Source organism: Roseibacterium elongatum DSM 19469, assembly GCF_000590925.1.
Taxonomy (GTDB): domain Bacteria; phylum Pseudomonadota; class Alphaproteobacteria; order Rhodobacterales; family Rhodobacteraceae; genus Roseibacterium; species Roseibacterium elongatum.
This window is the reverse complement of the sequence record NZ_CP004372.1, coordinates 2,800,580-2,817,285: the sequence shown is the minus strand read 5'-3', so window position 1 is coordinate 2,817,285 and position 16,706 is coordinate 2,800,580. Positions and strand designations below refer to the sequence as shown.

The window sequence follows — 16,706 nt, the reverse complement described above, 5'->3', positions numbered from 1 at the left end:
CGCGACCGCCCGTCCGCGGTCACGCCGCGCCCGTGGTGTGCCGCTTGATCCGCTTGAACATCGTGATCGCGTAGATCAACAGAAACCCGTAAAGGTAGGTTTCCATCACCTCGGCTTCCCGTGTCGAGATCTCGGGGAAATCGAGGTTCTTGGCCAACTGGTCCCAGATGGCGTAGAACACCATGAACCGGCCGATGGCATATGTGCTGATCCCCGGCAGGACAAAGGCGAACCTTTCGCGCAGACCGGAAAACCGTCCGTACCGCGTACCCAGCGGCAGGATCACGACCGCGAACAGGACGCTGACCTGCAGCACCAGTTGCGGCTTCTGGTTGAACCACGAGGATGAGTTGTGAAGGTTGGTTTCCTGCTGCCGGTTCAACTCGGCCCAGTATTCCGGTGTCGACCAGTTGAAGAAATGCTGGCCCCAGCTGTGTTCCTCGCCTGCGATGAAGAACCCGCCCAGCATCAGCAGGATGAACCAGATGCGCAGCGCCTTTTGCGACCCTTCCGGCAAGCTCATCAGGCAGGCGATCGCGACCACGCCGGTCAGGAACGGCATGACGAAATGCGAAAGCTCGACCGGCCCCCAGCCTTCGGTCAGGATGACAAAGCGCGAGAACTCGGGGTAGGTGTAGCGCAGCACGAAGGTGAACAGCGCCAGGGCCAGCGGCAATTGCCAGCGCCACAGCGCCGAGACCTCGTGGCGATCCGCGACGGGGGTGGACATCGATAAGGGGGACATTTCGCTCCTGCGCAGGGTGGTCTGTGGCGGCCGGGAAGCCCCCGGTCGCGGTTATGGAAGCCTGTCATATTAACGTCATGACCGGCGCCCGCAATCGCCGTTTCGCGCCGCGGTCACCCGGCATCCGCCCCTTCGCGCGGCATGGTGCGCATCACCAGCGCCCCCGCCGTCAGCAGGATCCCCGCCCCAATGGCCAGCGGCACCGGCGTGCCATTGTAGAGCTGTCCCAGACCCGCGCCCAGGATCGCCCCGCCCACCGTCGCCAGCGCCCCCATCAGCGACGAGGCGGTGCCCGCGATATGGCCCAGAGGTTCGAGGGCCAGCGCATTGAGATTGCCGATGGTAAAGGCCGCGGTTGCGAAAATGCTGACCGTCCAGACGAAATAGACCCAGAACTCCGCCCCGCCGAGTTGTAACACCCCGACGGCCAGGGCGGTTGCAAAGGACAGGCTGGCCGATACCCAAAGTGCGCTGCGGATCATCGGCCGCATGCCAAGCCGCATCACCAGCCGGGCATTGGTCGGGGCCGCCGGGGCCGACATCAGTGCGATCAGGGCGAACCACACGGGGAAGCTCTCGCCGCGTCCATAGGTCAGGTCGAACAGCTGCTGCACCGAGCTGAGCGCGCCGAAAAGCACGCCGAACACGACCGTCTGCACTAGGATCGACAGCTGCATCTGCCGATGCGCCATGGCCTCGCGCATATCGGTGAGGGTTTGGCGCAGGCTGAGTTTGCGCCGCGCGGCGCGGGGCAATGTCTCGGGCTGGCGCAGCGTGATCCACCCGACCGACAGGAGCGAAAAGATCACGAAGGCCAGAAATATCGAACGCCAGCCAAAGCCCGCGATGATCGCCGCGCCGATCAGGGGGGCGACCGCCGGGAACAGGGTGAAGATCATCATCGCGTAGGAGACGATCTGCGCCATGCCGCGCCCGGAATAGAGGTCGCGGATCATGGCCAGCGACACCACGCGCGGCCCGGCGGCCCCCAGCCCCTGTATGACGCGGGCCAGCAAGAGCAACTCGAGGCTCGGCGCGACATAGGCCAGCATCGCGCCCGCCAGATACAGCGCGGCCCCCATCAGGATCAGTGTCTTGCGCCCCAGCGCGTCCGACAGCGGACCGACGACCAGCGTGCCCAGCCCCATGCCCAGCACGAAACTGGTCAGGATCAATTGCGCCCGGTTCGCGGCCTCCGGGCTCAGCTCGGTGGCGATCTGGGGCAGGGCGGGCAGCATCGCGTCGATGGAAAAGGCCACCGTCGCGAAGATCGTGCCCATCATGGCGATGAATTCGACCCGGCCGAGGCGGCGGCGCGCCTCGGGCACTGCGGGGTCGGCAGGTGCCGTCATAGCGCGGCCTCGGGGGGCGCGGCCAGCTCGTCGATCACCTGGGTCCACAGATCGGGCGGCTGCGCACCCGGCACCACATGGGTGTTTGCCACGACAAAGGTCGGCACCGCCTGCACGCCGCGTTGGCGCGCATGGGCGTCGCGGGCGCGGATCTCGTCGGCGTCGGCGTCGCCCTCCAGCAGCCTGGCCACCATGTCGCCGTCCATCTCGGCCTTTTCCGCGATGCTTTGCAGGACCTGCGCATCCCCGATATCGCGCCCGTCCTGGAAATACGCCCGGAAGAGCGCCACCGCCACCGCCGTCTGCCGCCCCTCGATCCCCGCCCAATGGATCAGCCGGTGCGCGTCAAGCGTGTTGGGCGTGCGCGCGATCTGATCGAGCTTCAGGTCAAGGCCCGCCCTGGCGGCGTGCTCGGCCACCGGCAGATACGCCTCGACGGCCCCGTCCTTGCCGCCGAACTTGGCCTCGAGATAGGCGCGCCGGTCCATGCCACCCGCCGGCATTTCGGGGTTCAACTGGAATGGGTGCCATTCGATGGCAAAGGGGTGATCGGCCCGCGCCTCGAGGGCGCGGGCAAGGTTCGTCCAGCCGATATAGCACCAGGGGCAGATCGGGTCGGACAGGATATCGAGCTTGATCATGACGCCTCCTCCACCCGCGCCCGCAGCGCGCGGCGATCGAGTTTTCCGTTCGGGTTACGGGGCAGCGCGGGCAGACGGATAAAGGTGCGCGGCTGCTTGTATCGGGCAAGGCTGGCCGCGGCCAGATCGCGCAGCCTGTCCTCGGTCGCGTCGCCCACAAAGGCCAGAGCGACGATGGTTGTATCGGCCTTGGGGCTGAGCGCAAGGGCCGCACACTCCTGCACGCCCGGTGCATGCTGAAACGCGGCCTCGATCTCCAGCGGCGAGACGCGAAACCCTCCGGCCGTGATCAGGTCGTCGCGCCGCCCGTGATAGGTGAAGGCGCCATCGCCGCGCTGCTCGACCATATCGCCGGTCAGGAACCAGTCCCCGGTCAGGGGCAGATCAAGCGATCCGTCAGGCTGCTGATAGCCCAGCATCAGGCCCGGATCGTCGCGGTGTATGGCCAGGATGCCGGTATCCCCCTCGGCCACGGCTTGCCCGGTTTCGTTTAGAACCGCCACGCGCCGCCCCGCCTGCGCATGGCCCAAGGTGCCCTGTGGCGCGGGTCGTGCGGGGGACCCGGAAATGAAGGTCGAGCATTCCGACATGCCCAATGCCTCGTGAACGGCCGTGCCCGTGGCCGCCATCCAGCGCTGGCGCAGCGCCTCAGGCAGTTTTTCGCCCGCGCTCAGCCCATGGCGCAGCTTGGGCAGGCGCACGGGCACATCCGTGGCCAGAAGCTTTCGGAAAATGCCGGGCGCGGCGGCAAGGATCGTCGCGTCATGCCGTTTCAGCAATAGGGGCAGGGCGGCTGGCTCCAGCCCCGGCGCGGGGATCAGCGCCGTGGCCCCGACCGACCAGGGATCGAGCAGCCCGGTGCCCAGCGTGAAGGTCCAGTTGAAGGCGCCGGCATGCAGCAGCCGGTCGTCCTCGCGCAGGCCGTACCAGCCCTGATGCATCATCCGCCGCGCCCAGATGGCGCGGTGGGCATGGGCCACGGCCTTGGGCGTGCCCCCCGAGCCTGAGGTGAACACGAGATAGGCCAGCCTTTCCGGGTCGCCCATGACATGGTCGGCCGGCGCATGCGTCATGAGCGGCGCAAGATCGCGCAGGACCGGGCCGGAAAACCCCTCGGGAAGCGCGACCCCGTCCCCGGCCAGGATGCCGGCGGGGGCGATGACCTCGGCCAGTTTCGTGATCTCGCCAGATGTCAGCACCGCCGCCGTCGGCACCGGCACAAGACCCGCCGCGATGGCCCCGAGGAAGGCCACGGGAAATTCCGGCGTGTTCCCAAGGCGCAGCAACAGCCTGTCGCCGGGCCGGAACCCGTGGGCCAGCAATCCGCCGGCCATGCCACGAACCGCGCGGTCCAGCCTGGCATAGCTCCACCGTTCGGCGCGGGCGGGGCCAAGCACCGCGAGGGCGACCTTGTCGGGCAGACGGTCGGCCTGTCCGAGGACGTAATGCGCAAGGTTGAACGGGGCAGGGCAGGGATCGGTCATGCGCCCCGCCTACGCCGCCAACTGCCCCGAGGCAAGCTGCACCAACGCACAGGTGACCCGTGATGACGCCCCGCGGTCAGCCCCGGCGGCCCATCGGGCGGTCCGCTACACCCTCGTCGCCAAAGCGGTCGTCATCGGCATAGACATCCTCGCCCTCTGGCAGATAGCGCCCCGCGTCGCGCGCGGCGGCGTTGTCACGGGTCGGGTCGGCATAGGCATCCGCCGGCATGGGCCCCTGCCGCCATTCGTCCATCTGTCGCGCGATGTCGGTCGGCGTTTCGCCGGTCGCTCCGGCCAGGGTCGCGATCACCTCGTCCCGGTGCCCGGACAGGGCGATCAGGTCCTCTTCCGAGACATCGGGCCAGCGCGCACGGATCGCCGGGATCATGGCGGTCCAGTTTTTCTCGATATCGCTCCACTGCATGGGATGGTCCTTTCCTGTTCGCATTCAGCGTCGAAAGGGCAACGGCGCGCGCGCCGGCAGGGTTCCACCGGCTCAGCCGAACATCGCGCGCAAATCGACGCTGCTTTCCACGCCGATGGCGCCCAGATGCTGATCCAGGAAGCTGTCCGCCGCCGCGCGCCCCGCCGCGCGCAACTGGTGCAGGATCTGCGGCGTCGCCACGATCTTGGTGGCCACCGACAGCTGCTCCATCAGCGCGTCATCGGCGATCATGTGAAGGCGCAGACGCTTCATCGCGCCCTCCGGCAAGGTGCCGTCATCCAATAGGCGCTGAACGAAATCGATGGCGCGCAACTCGCGCAGCAGCGACGAGTTGAAGCTGATCTCGTTCACGCGGTTCTGGATCTCGCGCGCGCTGGTGGGCAACTCGGCGCGTTCCAGCGGGTTGATGTTCACCACCAGGATATCGCCCGGTGCATCCCCCTCGAACAGCGGGAACAGGGCCGGGTTGCCGGTATAGCCGCCGTCCCAATAGGCCTCGACCTCGCCGGTGTCGGGATGCGGGATCTCGACGGCGCGAAACAGGGTCGGCAGACAGGCCGAGGCCAGGATCGCATCGGCGCTGATCTCCTCGCCCGAAAAGACCCTGATCTTGCCGCTGCGCACATTGGTGGCGCAGATGTGGAACACCGGCCCGACATCGGCACAGACCTCGTCGAAGCGGAACCGCTCGACGATCCGCCTGAGCGGGTTCACGTAGAACGGCCCGGTGTCATAGGGGCTGACCAGTCGCGAGACCCCGTCGCCGAAGGCAAAGGGCAGCGAGGCCTCGATCGCCCGACTGACGGCCACCGGCGCGATCGCATCCAGCCACGGCGCGAGGGCAGGGGTGGTGATCGCGCCCACCTGTTCCCACAGCCACTCCAGGTTGTCGCGGGCCGCCGTGCGCCCGCCCCGCACCAGCCCCGACTTGACCGCCGCGCCGTTCAGCGCGCCCGCCGAGGTGCCGGTGATCCCCGCGATCTCGATCTCCTCGGCCTCCAGCAGCCGGTCCAGCACGCCCCAGGTAAAGGCCCCATGCGCGCCGCCGCCCTGCAGGGCCAGGTTGATCGGTTTCGCCTGCGCCATGACCGGCTCCTTCATCTTGGCAAGAAAACTCCGGGGGAGTCGCGCCAGCGACGGGGGCAGAGCCCCCAAACCGCCTGTCGCAATTGCTCAGACCGCGGTCCAGCCGCCATCCACGCTGATCGTGGTGCCGGTGATCTGGGCGGCCGCATCCGAACACAGGAAGGCACAGGTCGCCCCCCATCTGTTCGACGGTGGCGAAGTCCTTGGACGGCTGGCGCGCCAGCATGACCTCGCGCACGACCGTGTCGCGATCCATGTCATGGGCCTTCATCTGGTCGGGGATCTGCGCCTCGACCAGGGGGGTCAGCACATAGCCCGGGCAGATCGCGTTGGCGGTGATCGGCTCTTCCGCCGTTTCCAGCGCCGTGGTCTTGGTCAGGCCGACGATCCCGTGCTTGGCCGCGATATAGGCCGACTTGTAGGGGCTGGCCGTCAGGCCGTGCGCCGAGGCGATATTGACCACGCGCCCCCAGCCGGCCTTGCGCATCATCGGCAGGGCCGCCGCCGTGGTGTGAAAGGCCGAGCTGAGGTTGATCGCGATGATCGCATCCCATTTCTCTTCGGGAAATTCGTCGATGGGCGCGACATGCTGGATGCCGGCATTATTCACTAGGATATCACAGGCGCCGGCCTCCTCGATCAGCTTGCGACATTCCTTGCCCTTGGACATGTCGGCCTTGATGTAGCGCGCCTCGACACCGGCCACGCGCGCGATTTCTTCTGCCAGCGCATGATCCTCGTCGCGGTCGGTGAAGGAGTTCAACACCACATTCGCCCCCGCCATGGCCAATTCCCGCGCGATCCCCAACCCGATGCCGGAATTGGACCCGGTGATGACCGCGGTTTTGCCGGACAGGTCGGTGATGATGGCCATGGTGAACGCTCCCGTGATGCAATGTCGCGGCAAAGCTAATGCTGCATCCGCACAAGGAACAGGGGGCGCGGCGGGCCCGGGACCAAAAAAAACGCCGGCACGAAGCCGGCGTTAAGTTATTGAGGCAGGTTTCATACAGGCAAGAAACCTATCGAGCAGTGATTTCTTTATAAGCAAACCGAGGCCGAGAGTCCAACTGAAAAGTTGTACTGGACCTGTTCGGGGCCGCGCCGCAAACTCCCGCAAACACAGGCAAGCAGAGGATTGTTTACAGATGCCCAGGAATTGTTTCACCGGAATTCTCGCGGCGGGCCTGCTCGCTCTGGGCCTGTCTCACACGGCGCAAGCCCAACCAATGCACGGGATCGCGATGTATGGCGCGCCGGCCTTGCCGCCCGATTTCGTAGCATCTGCCCTACTGCCAATCCCGACGCCCCCACCAGGCGGGCGGGATCGTCACCGGCGAGGTGGGCAGTTTCGACAGTCTCAACCCCCATATCCGCCGTGGCTCGACCCCGTGGCAACTGCGCTTTCTGGCTTACGAATCGCTTATGGGACGCAGCTATGACGAACCTTTCTCGCTCTACGGCCTGCTGGCCGAATCGGTCGAAGTCGATCCCGACCATCTGTGGGTGGAATTCACCCTGCGCCCCGAGGCGCGGTTTTCCGATGGCAGCCCGGTCACCGTCGCCGACGTGATCTGGTCCTACGAGACGCTGGGAACCGAGGGGCATCCCCGCTACCTCAACGCCTGGGGACGTATCGCAGCAATCGAGCAGACGGGCGAGCGCTCGGTGCGGCTGAGCTTCACCGAACCCGACCGCGAGTTGGCCATGATCATGGGTTTGCGCCCGATCCTGAAGGCCGCCCAATGGGAAGAGACGGCCTTCACCGAGTCGGGGCTGGATGTCATTCCCATCGCCAGCGCGCCCTACGTGATCGACGATTTCGAGGCCGGCCGCTTCGTGTCGCTGCGGCGCAACCCCGACTATTGGGGCGCGGATCTGCCGTTCCGCCGCGGCACGCACGGGATCGACGAGGTGCGATTGGAGTTCTTCGCCGATGCCACCGCCATGTTCGAGGCCTTCACCTCGGGCGTCATCACCACGATCCGCGAAACCAACGCTGCCGATTGGGCCACGGAATACGATTTCCCGCGCGTGCAATCGGGCGAGGTGGTGCTGTCCGAGGTGCCGCATGAACGCCCCTCGGGCATCATCGGTTTCGTCATGAACACGCGGCAGGGCCCGTTCGCCGATTGGCGTGTGCGCGAGGCGATGATCCAGGCCTTCAACTTCGAGTTCGTGAACCAGACGCTGAACGGTGGGATCGCGCCGCGCATCACCTCGTATTTCTCGAATTCGCCGCTGGCGATGTCGCATGGCCCGGCCGAAGGGCGCGTGGCCGAGTTTCTCGAACCCTTTGCCGATGATCTGCTGCCCGGCGCGCTCGAAGGCTACAGCCTGCCGGTCTCGGACGGGTCCGAACGCAACCGCGCCGGCATCCGCGCGGCGTTGCGCCTGCTGGAAGAGGCCGGGTACACCGTGCAGGAGGGTGTGATGACCGGCCCGGACGGGGCGCCCTTCACCTTCGAGATCCTGCTGCAGAACGGCTCCTCCGAGAACGAGGCCATCGCCAATATCTACGCCGAGGCGCTGGAACGGCTGGGGATCTCGGTCGAGATCTCCTCCATCGACCCGGCGCAGTACCGCGAACGCACCGATGCCTTCGATTTCGACATGACCTATTATGCGCGCGGCCTGTCGCTCAGCCCCGGCAACGAACAGCGCCTTTACTGGGGCTGCGAGATGGCCGAAACCGAAGGGTCGCGCAACCTGATGGGGGCCTGCAACCCGGCCATCGACGCGATGATCGACCGCCTCCTGACCTCGGAAAGCCAGGAGGATTTCCTGGCCGCAACCCGAGCGCTGGACCGTGTCCTGACCTCGCAGCGCTATGTGGTGCCGTTCTGGTACAACCCGATCGCGCGCATCGCCCATGATGCCAACCTGCGCTACCCCGAGGCCCTTCCGATCTATGGCGACTGGATCAACTGGCAGCCCGATGTCTGGTGGTACGAGGCGGATTGACCGCCATCCGCGCGGCGCCCGTCCGCGGGCCGGTCACTCGGCGGCGTCGGGCAGGCCCTCTTGCGGGGCGTCAGAGCCGTCGCCGCTGGGATAGACCAGCCCCGCCGAAATCACCAGTTTCGCCGCATCCTCGACCGACATGTCGAGGATGATCACATCCTTGCGCGGCACAAACAGCAAAAAGCCCGAGGTGGGGTTGGGCGTGGTCGGCAGGAACACCGACACCATTTCCTCGGGGCCGTGACGGCGCGAGATCTCGCCCTTTGCAGTGGTCGATATGAAGGCGATGGCCCAGATCCCCTTGCGCGGGTACTCCACGAGGCACGCCTTGTCGAAATTCTGCTGCCCCTGGGCCAGCACGGTTTCGACGATCTGCTTCAACCCCGAATAGAGCGAGCGGATCAGGGGGATCGACAAGACAAGGCTTTCGGCCCACAGGATCAGCGAGCGCCCGATCAGACCCTTGGCGATCCAGCCGACAAGGATGGTGAACAGCAGAAAGGTCACCACCCCGATGCCGCGGATATTCACCTCGATCCCGGTATAATCGCGGATCAGGGTCGAGGGGTTGTAGGCGGTCGGGATCAGCGGCAACACCCAACTGTCGATCCACCCGGTCAGCGTCCAGATCAGCCAGATGGTCACGCCGATGGGTGTGATGACCACGAGGCCGGTCAGGAAACTCGACCGCAGCGAAGCGAAGAAGCCGCGTTTTGGCGGTGGGGGGGGCGTGGGGATTTGCATCTGTGTTGGGGTCTACGAAACGTTGCGCTTTATCTATGCTCAGCGGCGGCACGGCACAAGCGCGGCGCAGCGCATGGCCCACCGCTCATGCCATCAGCGCCCGCGCAATGCGCGCCGCAAGGCGGGCGTTGTTCAGAACGAGGGCGATATTCGCCTCGAGTGTCCGGCCCTCTGTCAGCTCGAACAGCCGCTGAAGCAGAAAGGGCGTCACGGCCTTGCCGGTGATGCCGCGCGCATCGGCCTGCGCCTGCGCCTGCTCGATCAGCGGGGCCAAGGTGCTGGCCGGGATTTCGGCGTCTGCAGGGATCGGATTGGCCACCAGTTGCCCGCCCGGCAGGCCCAGGGCCGCGCGCATGCGGTGGGCATCGGCAATCGCCTCGGGCGTATCCATGCGCAGCGGGGCGGGCAGGCCGCTCTCGCGGCTCCAGAAGGCGGGAAAGCCATCCTGCCCAAAGGCGATGACCGGCACGCCCTGCGTTTCCAGAACCTCAAGCGTCTTGGGCAGGTCCAGAATGGCCTTGGCCCCTGCAGCAACCACCGTCACCGGCGTCTCGGCCAGTTCGCGCAGGTCGGCGGAGATGTCGAAACTGTCCTCGGCCCCTTTGTGGACTCCGCCGATTCCGCCCGTGGCGAAGACCGCGATGCCGGCCCGCGCCGCGCAGATCATGGTGGCCGCCACGGTCGTCGCGCCGACCCCGCCCTGCGCCAGACAGACCGCCAGATCGGCCCGCGACAGCTTGGCCACATCCTCGGCCTGCGCCAGATGCGACAGCTCTGCCTCGGACAGACCCACATGGATGCGTCCCCCCATCACCGCAATCGTGGCCGGGACCGCGCCGGCCGCGCGCACCGCGGCCTCGACGGCGCGCGCGGTCGCGAGGTTGCGGGGATAGGGCATGCCATGGGTTATGATGGTCGACTCCAGGGCGACCACGGGCTGCGCACCGGCGCGGGCCGCGGCCACTTCGTCCGACAGGGTGATCAGGTCAGTCATCGTCATCTCCCGCAACATAGGCGGCTGCCGCCAGAACGGCCTGCTGCAAGGCATCCGCGCGCCCGATGCCGCGCAACTCGGCCGCGATATGGGCCGCCATGAAGGTGTCGCCCGCCCCTGTGATGCGTCGCGCGTCGATGGCGGGCGGGGTGCAGACCCGGCAGCCGTCCGCATCGGCACAGGCGGCCGCCGCGCCCCCTTCGGTGACCAGCGCCCGATGCGCGCCCGCGTCGATCAAGGCTTGGGCGGCGGTGCGGGCGTCGCGCGGGCTCTGCCCGGTCAGCAGCGCGGCCTCTTCGAGATTGACATACAAGGTCGCCCTCAGATGCCCGATCAGCGGGCGCAGGCGCTCGGCCTTGCCGGGCGAGGCCGGGGCGAGGCGCAGATCGGCCGCGGCGAAGACCGGGTTGACCGCGATCTCGGCCAGCACCGCCTCGGTCAGGTTGCCGTCAATTGCCACCGGGCCCGTCCAGGGCGCCTCGGGCGTGCCAAGGCGCCCATCGCCGAGCGGGGCCAGAATGCGGGCGCCCGCGGCCTCCAGCGAATGGGCATCGGCCAGGGCCGCGATCAGTGCACCCTGCGCCTCGATCGCCATGTAGCGATCCGTCGGCAGATCGGCATCGACCAGCATATGCTGGGTCATCAGCCCCATGCGCCCGCAGGCCGACATCAGGTCGCGCCCCTCGGGATCATCCCCCACGACCGAAATCAGCGCCGGCGTCAGGTCGAACCGTCGGAGCGTCATGGCGATATTCAATGCAACGCCCCCGGGCAAGCGCGTGATCCGCCCCGGCTTGTCATTGCCCGCCACCATGGGCAGATCGCTGCGGCCGATCACGTCCCACAGGACGGAGCCGATGCACAGGATATCGGGACGGGCGCTCATGCGCGCCGTGGTAACCGCACACCCCGCGCAGGTCCATCGCGAAACGTGTCCCTCTTCATCTTGGCCAGGAAACCTCCGGGGAACGCGCCGCAGGCGCGGGGGGCAGAGCCCCCGAACGCCCTCGGCCAAGCCGCGCAACGGGGCAGGGGGGTTGCCATTGCCCGCCAAACCCCCTAAAGGCGCGCTCATCACTCAGGCGAAGGCGGGCCTGCGGGGGAGACATCCCCGTTTCGGTCCACCGGTTGGGGCATCCGCCCCTGATCCTTCGCCCCAGGCGCAAACCGGAAAGGACCAAGGACATGGCGCTTCCTGATTTCTCTTTGCGTCAGCTTCTCGAAGCTGGCGTTCACTTCGGCCACCAGACCCAACGCTGGAACCCGCGTATGGCCCCCTATATCTACGGGGACCGCAACGGCATCCACATTCTCGACCTGACGCAGACGGTCGAGTTGCTGGACCAGGCACTGAACGTGGTGCGCGAAACCGTCGCCAAGGGCGGCCGTGTTCTGTTCGTCGGCACCAAGCGCCAGGCGCAAAAGCCGATCGCCGAAGCCGCCGAGCGCTGCGCGCAATACTACATGAACCACCGCTGGCTGGGCGGCACGCTCACCAACTGGAAGACGGTGTCGAACTCGATCAGCCGCCTCAAGGCCATCGACGAGCAGATGGCGCAGGGCCTCGAAGGTCTGACCAAGAAGGAACGCCTCGGGATGGAGCGTGACCAGGTCAAGCTGCAGGCATCCCTCGGCGGCATCCGCGAAATGGGCGGCCTGCCCGATTTGATCTTCGTGATCGACGTCAACAAGGAAGACCTGGCCATCGCCGAAGCGAAGAAGCTGGGCATCCCGGTCGTCGCCGTGGTCGATACCAACTGCTCGCCCGATGGTGTCGATTACATCATCCCCGGCAATGACGACGCTGCCCGCGCCATCGCGCTCTATTGCGATCTGGTTAGCCGCGCAGCCCTTGACGGCATGAGCGCGCAGCTGGAAACCGCCGGTGTCGACCTGGGCTCCCTCGAAGAAGGCAATGTCGAAGAGGCCCTGGCCGGCGACGCCGCCGCCGCCGCCGAGGCGCCCGCCGAGGAAAACGCCGGCTCCTGAGCCGCTGTCACGTGACTGACATGCGGGCCGGGATACAACCCGGCCCGACAACCGTTTCAATCCAGGAGATCAGACCATGGCGATTACCGCTGCAATGGTGAAGGAACTGCGCGAAGCGACCGGCGCAGGCATGATGGACGCCAAGAAGGCGCTGACCGAAAACAACGGCGACATGGAGGCCGCAACCGACTGGCTGCGCACCAAGGGTCTGGCCAAGGCGGCCAAGAAATCGGGCCGCACCGCCGCCGAGGGCCTCGTGGCCGTCGCCACCGATGCCGGCACGGCCGTCGCGGTCGAGGTGAACTCGGAAACCGACTTCGTCGCCAAGAATGCCGAGTTCCAAGACATGGTCGCCGGCATCGCCAAGGCCGCCCTGGGCGCCGCGGATGTCGACGCCCTGAAAACCGCCGATCTGGGCGGCAAGACCGTCGAGGACACGATCACCGACAAGATCGCGACGATCGGCGAAAACATGAGCGTGCGCCGCATGGCCAAGATCTCGGGTGATAACGTGGTGTCCTACATCCACAACGCCGCGGCCGAGGGCATGGGCAAGATCGGCGTTCTGGTCGCCTTCTCGGGGGATGACGAGGGTTTCGCACGTCAGGTTGCGATGCATGTCGCCGCCGTGAACCCCGCCGCCCTGAACGAGGACGAACTGGACCAGACCATCGTCGACAAGGAGCGTCAGGTCCAGATCGACATCGCGCGCGAATCGGGCAAGCCCGAGCAGGTCATCGAAAAGATGATCGAAGGCCGCATGAAGAAGTTCCTGGCCGAGGTCACGCTGGTCAACCAGGCCTTCGTGGTGAACCCCGATCTGACCGTCGGCGCCGCCGCACAGGAGGCCGGGGTCGAGCTGAAAGGCTTCATCCGCCTCGAAGTCGGTGAAGGCATCGAGAAGAAGGAAGAGAACTTCGCGGAAGAGGTGGCCAAGGCCGCCCAGGGCTGAGCCAAAGCCGCCCTTGTGCGGCGTTCGAGACAGTCCAACCGGGCCGCAGATTCTCTGCCGGCCCGGTTTGCGTTTCCCGGGTAAGTCGTGCTGCCGGTGAGGGATTGGTGGGCCCGGCACAGGTAATGGGGACAGCGCGCCGGGCCCTAAATGACGAGCGCACCGCCGACCCCAATAGACCGGCACCGCGTTCGCGACCCGATGCGGGACAGCATCGGGATGGGACCGGGGGACGGGACTAAACCGCTCCTTTGGTCCGATGCTCCAGGATAATGTCCTTCACTCACGGAACCAGTCTAAGGTGCGCGACAAGGCGGTGCGGCGTAAGTCAGGTATTCCTTACCTTGGGTCACTTCGGTGCCGACGGGGGTAGAGCGGTTATCAGTGAACCTTGCCAACCTGCGACACCGATCCGCGCATTTTCGGCGGGTCGGTCTTGGCGCCGTCGAGGCGGAAGATCTGGTTCAGGATCGATGCCTTGCGCACCGCCTGGGCCGTCGTTTCCACCCCCAGGGCATCCCGCGCGCCGCGCAAATGCTTTTCGATGGTGGCGACGTTCCGGCTCAGCAACAGCGCGATATCCTGCATCGTCTTGCCATCCGCAACCAGTTCCAGAACCTCGGCCTGGCGCGGCGTCAGCAGGCGATGCTGGCCCGTCGCGGGCAGTTGCAACACGCACAGATGCGCGACGTGGTTGATGATCTCGATATCGCTGCCATGCTCGGCCCAGATGGCATCGGCATCGTCCTGGGTCATGCCCTGGCGCACGGCCAGACCGATCCCCGCATTGGCGTTCTTGATCGCCATCGGAAAGCTGATCGTGTAGCCTGCGATGATCCCATGGCGTTCGTTGAGGGCACGCATGGCCTTTTCGCCGGGGCTGGGCGGCTGGTCGGGCAGGGCCTCGTAGACCTCGCGCCAACTGGCCACGCCGGTGTTCTTGATCGCCCAACGCACCATGACGCCGTCGCGGAACATCCCGCCATCGACATAGGCGTCGATATAGTCGGTCGGCATGTTCGTCAGCAACAGCGCGTCGTCGGGGTTGTCATAAAGACCCGCACCGCGAAAGGCATTGAAGGCGTAGAACAGCCGGTCGAACCCGTAGGCGGCCATGACCCGCGTGTGGTGGCTCCACAATTCCTCGACCGAGGTCATTTGCAGGTAGGGCCGCAGCGGTGTCATTGCGACCCTCCGCCAAGATGCCTGTGCAGCGCCTCGAGCGCGATGGGATAGCCGGCGGCGCCAAATCCCTGGATGACCCCGATACAGACCGGCGCGATCATCGAGACATGGCGGAATGCTTCGCGCGCATGGGTGTTGGACAGGTGCAGCTCGATCACGGGCAGCGCGCTGGCCGTGATCGCATCACGCAAGGCGACGGAGGTGTGGGTGTAGGCCCCGGCGTTCAGGACAACGCCCTGGGTCGTGCTGCGCGCCGCATGCAGCGCGTCGATCAGGGCGCCTTCGTGGTTGGATTGCACAAACTCCAGCGATGCGTCCAGACGCTCGGCCGTGGCACGGCAGGCGGCTTCGATATCGTCCAGCGTGTCATGGCCGTAGATCGCCGGCTCGCGCGTGCCTAGCAGATTCAGGTTCGGCCCGTTGAGTACGAGGTAGTGCATGCTGTCCCGCTATCCCTTTGACCCGGCAGTATAAGCTGGCATTTCGTTCAGGCAACTCCGTGGTGATGCCGGGGGCGTCGAAATGGTGATTGACTGTCTGCGCGCGGGATGGTGCGGAAATACAATGGCTTGTGCGCCAGAATTCATGTGACACCTGAGCACGTCGCATGGGTTTTATTTACATAATCATGATTATCGGCAGAATGGCTGGGCGCGTCTTGCGCAACACCCGTCCGCCACCCCGGTCAGCCGAGCGCGTAGCCCGCCCCCCGGATCGTGCGGATCGGATCGCCGGATGCTTCGGCCCGCAGCGCCTTGCGCAAGCGCCCGACATGCACATCCACGGTCCGGCTGTCGACATAGATGTCCCGGCCCCAGACCCGGTCGAGCAATTGCTCGCGGCTCCAGACACGGCCCGGCCGTTCCATGAAGGCGGTCAGCAGACGGAACTCCGTCGGCCCGAGGTTCAGCGCGGCACCGGCGCGATAGACGCGATGTTCGGCCAGATCGAGTACGATATCCTCGTATTCCAGGCGCTCGCCCACGGCCGCGGGCCGGATCCGGCGCAACTGCGTGCGCAGACGGGCCAGCAATTCGGCCACCGAATACGGTTTGGTCACGTAATCGTCGGCCCCGATCTCGAGGCCGCGCACCCGGTCGCTTTCCTCGGATCGCGCCGACAGCATGATGATGGGGATACCGGCGGTGTCGCTGCCCATCTTGAGTTGGCGGCAGACCTCGATCCCCGAGACATTCGGCAGCATCCAATCGAGAATGATGACATCGGGCGGCGTTTCCCGCACGACGACCAGGGCCTCGTCCCCGGCTTCGGCGGTCAGCACGTCGAACCCCTCGGCCCGGATGTTATACGCCAGAACCTCGCGTTGTGCGGGTTCATCCTCGACGATCAGGACGGTGGGTTCGCCAGCCATTGTCGTCTCCCCTACCCCGGTTCGGTTCAGGCGCTCGGCGGCAGCGGCACGTCGGTCGCCTTGGGCCGGTCGTCGGTGGGCATTTCGCCGGACACAAGGTAGATTACCTGCTCGGCGATCGAGGTGGCATGGTCGCCCATGCGTTCGATGTTCTTGGCCATGAAATGCAGATGCATGCAGGTCGTGATGTTGCGCGGATCCTCCATCATGAAGGTCAGGTATTCGCGGAACAGCGCCGAATACATTTGGTCGACCTCCAGGTCGCGCTCGCGCACGTCCTGGGCCTTGTCCTCGTCCTGTTGGATATAGGCGTCCAGCACGTCCTTGAGCATCAGTTCCACCTGCCGGGCCATGCGGCGCAGGGAGGCACCGGTGCCCTCCACCGGCGGATGTTCGAGGATCGCCTCGGAGCGTTTCGCGATGTTCTTGGCATAATCGCCGATCCGCTCGAGGTTGTTCGAGATGCGGAACACCGTCAGCACGGTGCGCAGATCCGATGCGATCGGCTGACGCCGTGCGATGATGCTGGCGGCGGCATCGTTGATCTGATCGTCCAGCGCATCGATGGCCGCGTCGTTGCGGCGGACTTGGCCGGCCAGTTCGACATCGCGGGTGTCCATCGCCCTGGCAGCATCGGCAATTGCCTGCTCGACCAGCCCGCCCATGCGCATGATCATGCCCTGGATGCTCTCCAGCTCGTCGTCGAAACTCGCGACGATGTGTTCGGAATTCGCCATCTGTCTGCGCCCTGCC

Annotated in this window: 15 protein-coding genes and 2 pseudogenes; 3 read left to right on the top strand and 14 right to left on the bottom strand. The window is 66.1% G+C overall.

Going from position 1 to position 16,706, the window contains the following annotated elements:
* Positions 1-19 precede the first annotated feature (19 nt).
* The 7 genes and pseudogenes from ROSELON_RS13745 to ROSELON_RS13715 form a co-directional block, all read right to left on the bottom strand.
* Positions 20-730, bottom strand: a complete 711-nt coding sequence (locus ROSELON_RS13745) for a hypothetical protein (RefSeq protein WP_025312920.1) — start codon at positions 728-730, stop codon at positions 20-22.
* A 128-nt stretch (positions 731-858) separates the two neighbouring features.
* Complete coding sequence (locus ROSELON_RS13740; RefSeq protein ID WP_025312919.1) at positions 859-2,097, bottom strand: multidrug effflux MFS transporter; 1,239 nt, start codon at positions 2,095-2,097, stop codon at positions 859-861.
* Complete coding sequence (locus ROSELON_RS13735; RefSeq protein WP_025312918.1) at positions 2,094-2,738, bottom strand: DsbA family oxidoreductase; 645 nt, start codon at positions 2,736-2,738, stop codon at positions 2,094-2,096. Before ROSELON_RS13735 ends, ROSELON_RS13740 begins: the two co-directional genes overlap by 4 nt.
* Positions 2,735-4,222, bottom strand: a complete 1,488-nt coding sequence (locus tag ROSELON_RS13730; RefSeq protein ID WP_025312917.1) for a class I adenylate-forming enzyme family protein — start codon at positions 4,220-4,222, stop codon at positions 2,735-2,737. The genes ROSELON_RS13735 and ROSELON_RS13730 overlap by 4 nt, the downstream gene beginning before the upstream one ends.
* A 76-nt stretch (positions 4,223-4,298) precedes the next feature.
* Positions 4,299-4,646, bottom strand: coding sequence for a hypothetical protein (locus tag ROSELON_RS13725; protein ID WP_025312916.1), 348 nt, complete (start codon positions 4,644-4,646; stop codon positions 4,299-4,301).
* Between the two features lie 72 nt (positions 4,647-4,718).
* Complete coding sequence (locus tag ROSELON_RS13720; protein WP_025312915.1) at positions 4,719-5,753, bottom strand: patatin-like phospholipase family protein; 1,035 nt, start codon at positions 5,751-5,753, stop codon at positions 4,719-4,721.
* A gap of 87 nt (positions 5,754-5,840) precedes the next feature.
* Positions 5,841-6,627, bottom strand: a pseudogene (locus ROSELON_RS13715) (3-hydroxybutyrate dehydrogenase).
* A gap of 274 nt (positions 6,628-6,901) precedes the next feature.
* Between ROSELON_RS13715 and ROSELON_RS13710 the strand changes: the two are divergent.
* Positions 6,902-8,717 (top strand): annotated as a pseudogene (locus ROSELON_RS13710) (extracellular solute-binding protein).
* A gap of 33 nt (positions 8,718-8,750) precedes the next feature.
* Here ROSELON_RS13710 and ROSELON_RS13705 read toward each other — a convergent pair.
* From ROSELON_RS13705 to ROSELON_RS13695, 3 genes are all read right to left on the bottom strand, one after another.
* Positions 8,751-9,461: a DUF502 domain-containing protein gene (locus ROSELON_RS13705; protein ID WP_025312914.1), complete on the bottom strand. Its 711-nt coding sequence runs from the start codon at positions 9,459-9,461 to the stop codon at positions 8,751-8,753.
* An 85-nt stretch (positions 9,462-9,546) separates the two neighbouring features.
* Entirely contained in the window at positions 9,547-10,455 is a 909-nt protein-coding gene (locus tag ROSELON_RS13700; protein WP_025312913.1) for a pseudouridine-5'-phosphate glycosidase, read from the bottom strand.
* Positions 10,448-11,341 (bottom strand): PfkB family carbohydrate kinase, encoded by an 894-nt coding sequence (locus tag ROSELON_RS13695; RefSeq protein WP_025312912.1) that lies wholly within the window; start codon positions 11,339-11,341, stop codon positions 10,448-10,450. Before ROSELON_RS13695 ends, ROSELON_RS13700 begins: the two co-directional genes overlap by 8 nt.
* Positions 11,342-11,640: 299 nt before the next feature.
* Between ROSELON_RS13695 and rpsB the strand changes: the two genes are divergently transcribed.
* Entirely contained in the window at positions 11,641-12,444 is an 804-nt protein-coding gene (rpsB, locus tag ROSELON_RS13690) for a 30S ribosomal protein S2 (RefSeq protein WP_038651670.1), read from the top strand.
* A 76-nt stretch (positions 12,445-12,520) separates the two neighbouring features.
* Positions 12,521-13,396 carry a translation elongation factor Ts gene (tsf, locus tag ROSELON_RS13685; RefSeq protein WP_025312910.1) on the top strand — a complete coding sequence of 292 codons (876 nt, stop codon included), beginning with the start codon at positions 12,521-12,523 and terminating at the stop codon, positions 13,394-13,396.
* Between the two features lie 381 nt (positions 13,397-13,777).
* Here the strand turns inward: tsf and ROSELON_RS13680 are convergent, their stop codons facing one another.
* From ROSELON_RS13680 to phoU, 4 genes are all read right to left on the bottom strand, one after another.
* The gene (locus ROSELON_RS13680) at positions 13,778-14,581 is read right to left on the bottom strand and encodes a LuxR family transcriptional regulator (protein ID WP_025312909.1); all 804 of its coding nucleotides are present in this window, start codon (positions 14,579-14,581) and stop codon (positions 13,778-13,780) included.
* Complete coding sequence (gene aroQ, locus ROSELON_RS13675; RefSeq protein ID WP_025312908.1) at positions 14,578-15,021, bottom strand: type II 3-dehydroquinate dehydratase; 444 nt, start codon at positions 15,019-15,021, stop codon at positions 14,578-14,580. Before aroQ ends, ROSELON_RS13680 begins: the two co-directional genes overlap by 4 nt.
* 245 nt (positions 15,022-15,266) lie before the next feature.
* Complete coding sequence (gene phoB / locus ROSELON_RS13670; RefSeq protein ID WP_025312907.1) at positions 15,267-15,953, bottom strand: phosphate regulon transcriptional regulator PhoB; 687 nt, start codon at positions 15,951-15,953, stop codon at positions 15,267-15,269.
* A gap of 26 nt (positions 15,954-15,979) precedes the next feature.
* The gene (gene phoU, locus ROSELON_RS13665) at positions 15,980-16,690 is read right to left on the bottom strand and encodes a phosphate signaling complex protein PhoU (RefSeq protein WP_025312906.1); all 711 of its coding nucleotides are present in this window, start codon (positions 16,688-16,690) and stop codon (positions 15,980-15,982) included.
* Between the last annotated feature and the right edge of the window lie 16 nt (positions 16,691-16,706).

What these genes read in the sequence shown, in the direction of transcription:
- ROSELON_RS13745 (WP_025312920.1), bottom strand. Translation starts at nt 730, where the DNA reads ATGTCCACCCCCGTCGCGGATCGCCACGAGGTCTCGGCGCTGTGGCGC.
- ROSELON_RS13740 (WP_025312919.1), bottom strand. Translation starts at nt 2,097, where the DNA reads ATGACGGCACCTGCCGACCCCGCAGTGCCCGAGGCGCGCCGCCGCCTC.
- ROSELON_RS13735 (WP_025312918.1), bottom strand. Translation starts at nt 2,738, where the DNA reads ATGATCAAGCTCGATATCCTGTCCGACCCGATCTGCCCCTGGTGCTAT.
- ROSELON_RS13730 (WP_025312917.1), bottom strand. Translation starts at nt 4,222, where the DNA reads ATGACCGATCCCTGCCCTGCCCCGTTCAACCTTGCGCATTACGTCCTC.
- ROSELON_RS13725 (WP_025312916.1), bottom strand. Translation starts at nt 4,646, where the DNA reads ATGCAGTGGAGCGATATCGAGAAAAACTGGACCGCCATGATCCCGGCG.
- ROSELON_RS13720 (WP_025312915.1), bottom strand. Translation starts at nt 5,753, where the DNA reads ATGGCGCAGGCGAAACCGATCAACCTGGCCCTGCAGGGCGGCGGCGCG.
- ROSELON_RS13705 (WP_025312914.1), bottom strand. Translation starts at nt 9,461, where the DNA reads ATGCAAATCCCCACGCCCCCCCCACCGCCAAAACGCGGCTTCTTCGCT.
- ROSELON_RS13700 (WP_025312913.1), bottom strand. Translation starts at nt 10,455, where the DNA reads ATGACTGACCTGATCACCCTGTCGGACGAAGTGGCCGCGGCCCGCGCC.
- ROSELON_RS13695 (WP_025312912.1), bottom strand. Translation starts at nt 11,341, where the DNA reads ATGAGCGCCCGTCCCGATATCCTGTGCATCGGCTCCGTCCTGTGGGAC.
- rpsB (WP_038651670.1), top strand. Translation starts at nt 11,641, where the DNA reads ATGGCGCTTCCTGATTTCTCTTTGCGTCAGCTTCTCGAAGCTGGCGTT.
- tsf (WP_025312910.1), top strand. Translation starts at nt 12,521, where the DNA reads ATGGCGATTACCGCTGCAATGGTGAAGGAACTGCGCGAAGCGACCGGC.
- ROSELON_RS13680 (WP_025312909.1), bottom strand. Translation starts at nt 14,581, where the DNA reads ATGACACCGCTGCGGCCCTACCTGCAAATGACCTCGGTCGAGGAATTG.
- aroQ (WP_025312908.1), bottom strand. Translation starts at nt 15,021, where the DNA reads ATGCACTACCTCGTACTCAACGGGCCGAACCTGAATCTGCTAGGCACG.
- phoB (WP_025312907.1), bottom strand. Translation starts at nt 15,953, where the DNA reads ATGGCTGGCGAACCCACCGTCCTGATCGTCGAGGATGAACCCGCACAA.
- phoU (WP_025312906.1), bottom strand. Translation starts at nt 16,690, where the DNA reads ATGGCGAATTCCGAACACATCGTCGCGAGTTTCGACGACGAGCTGGAG.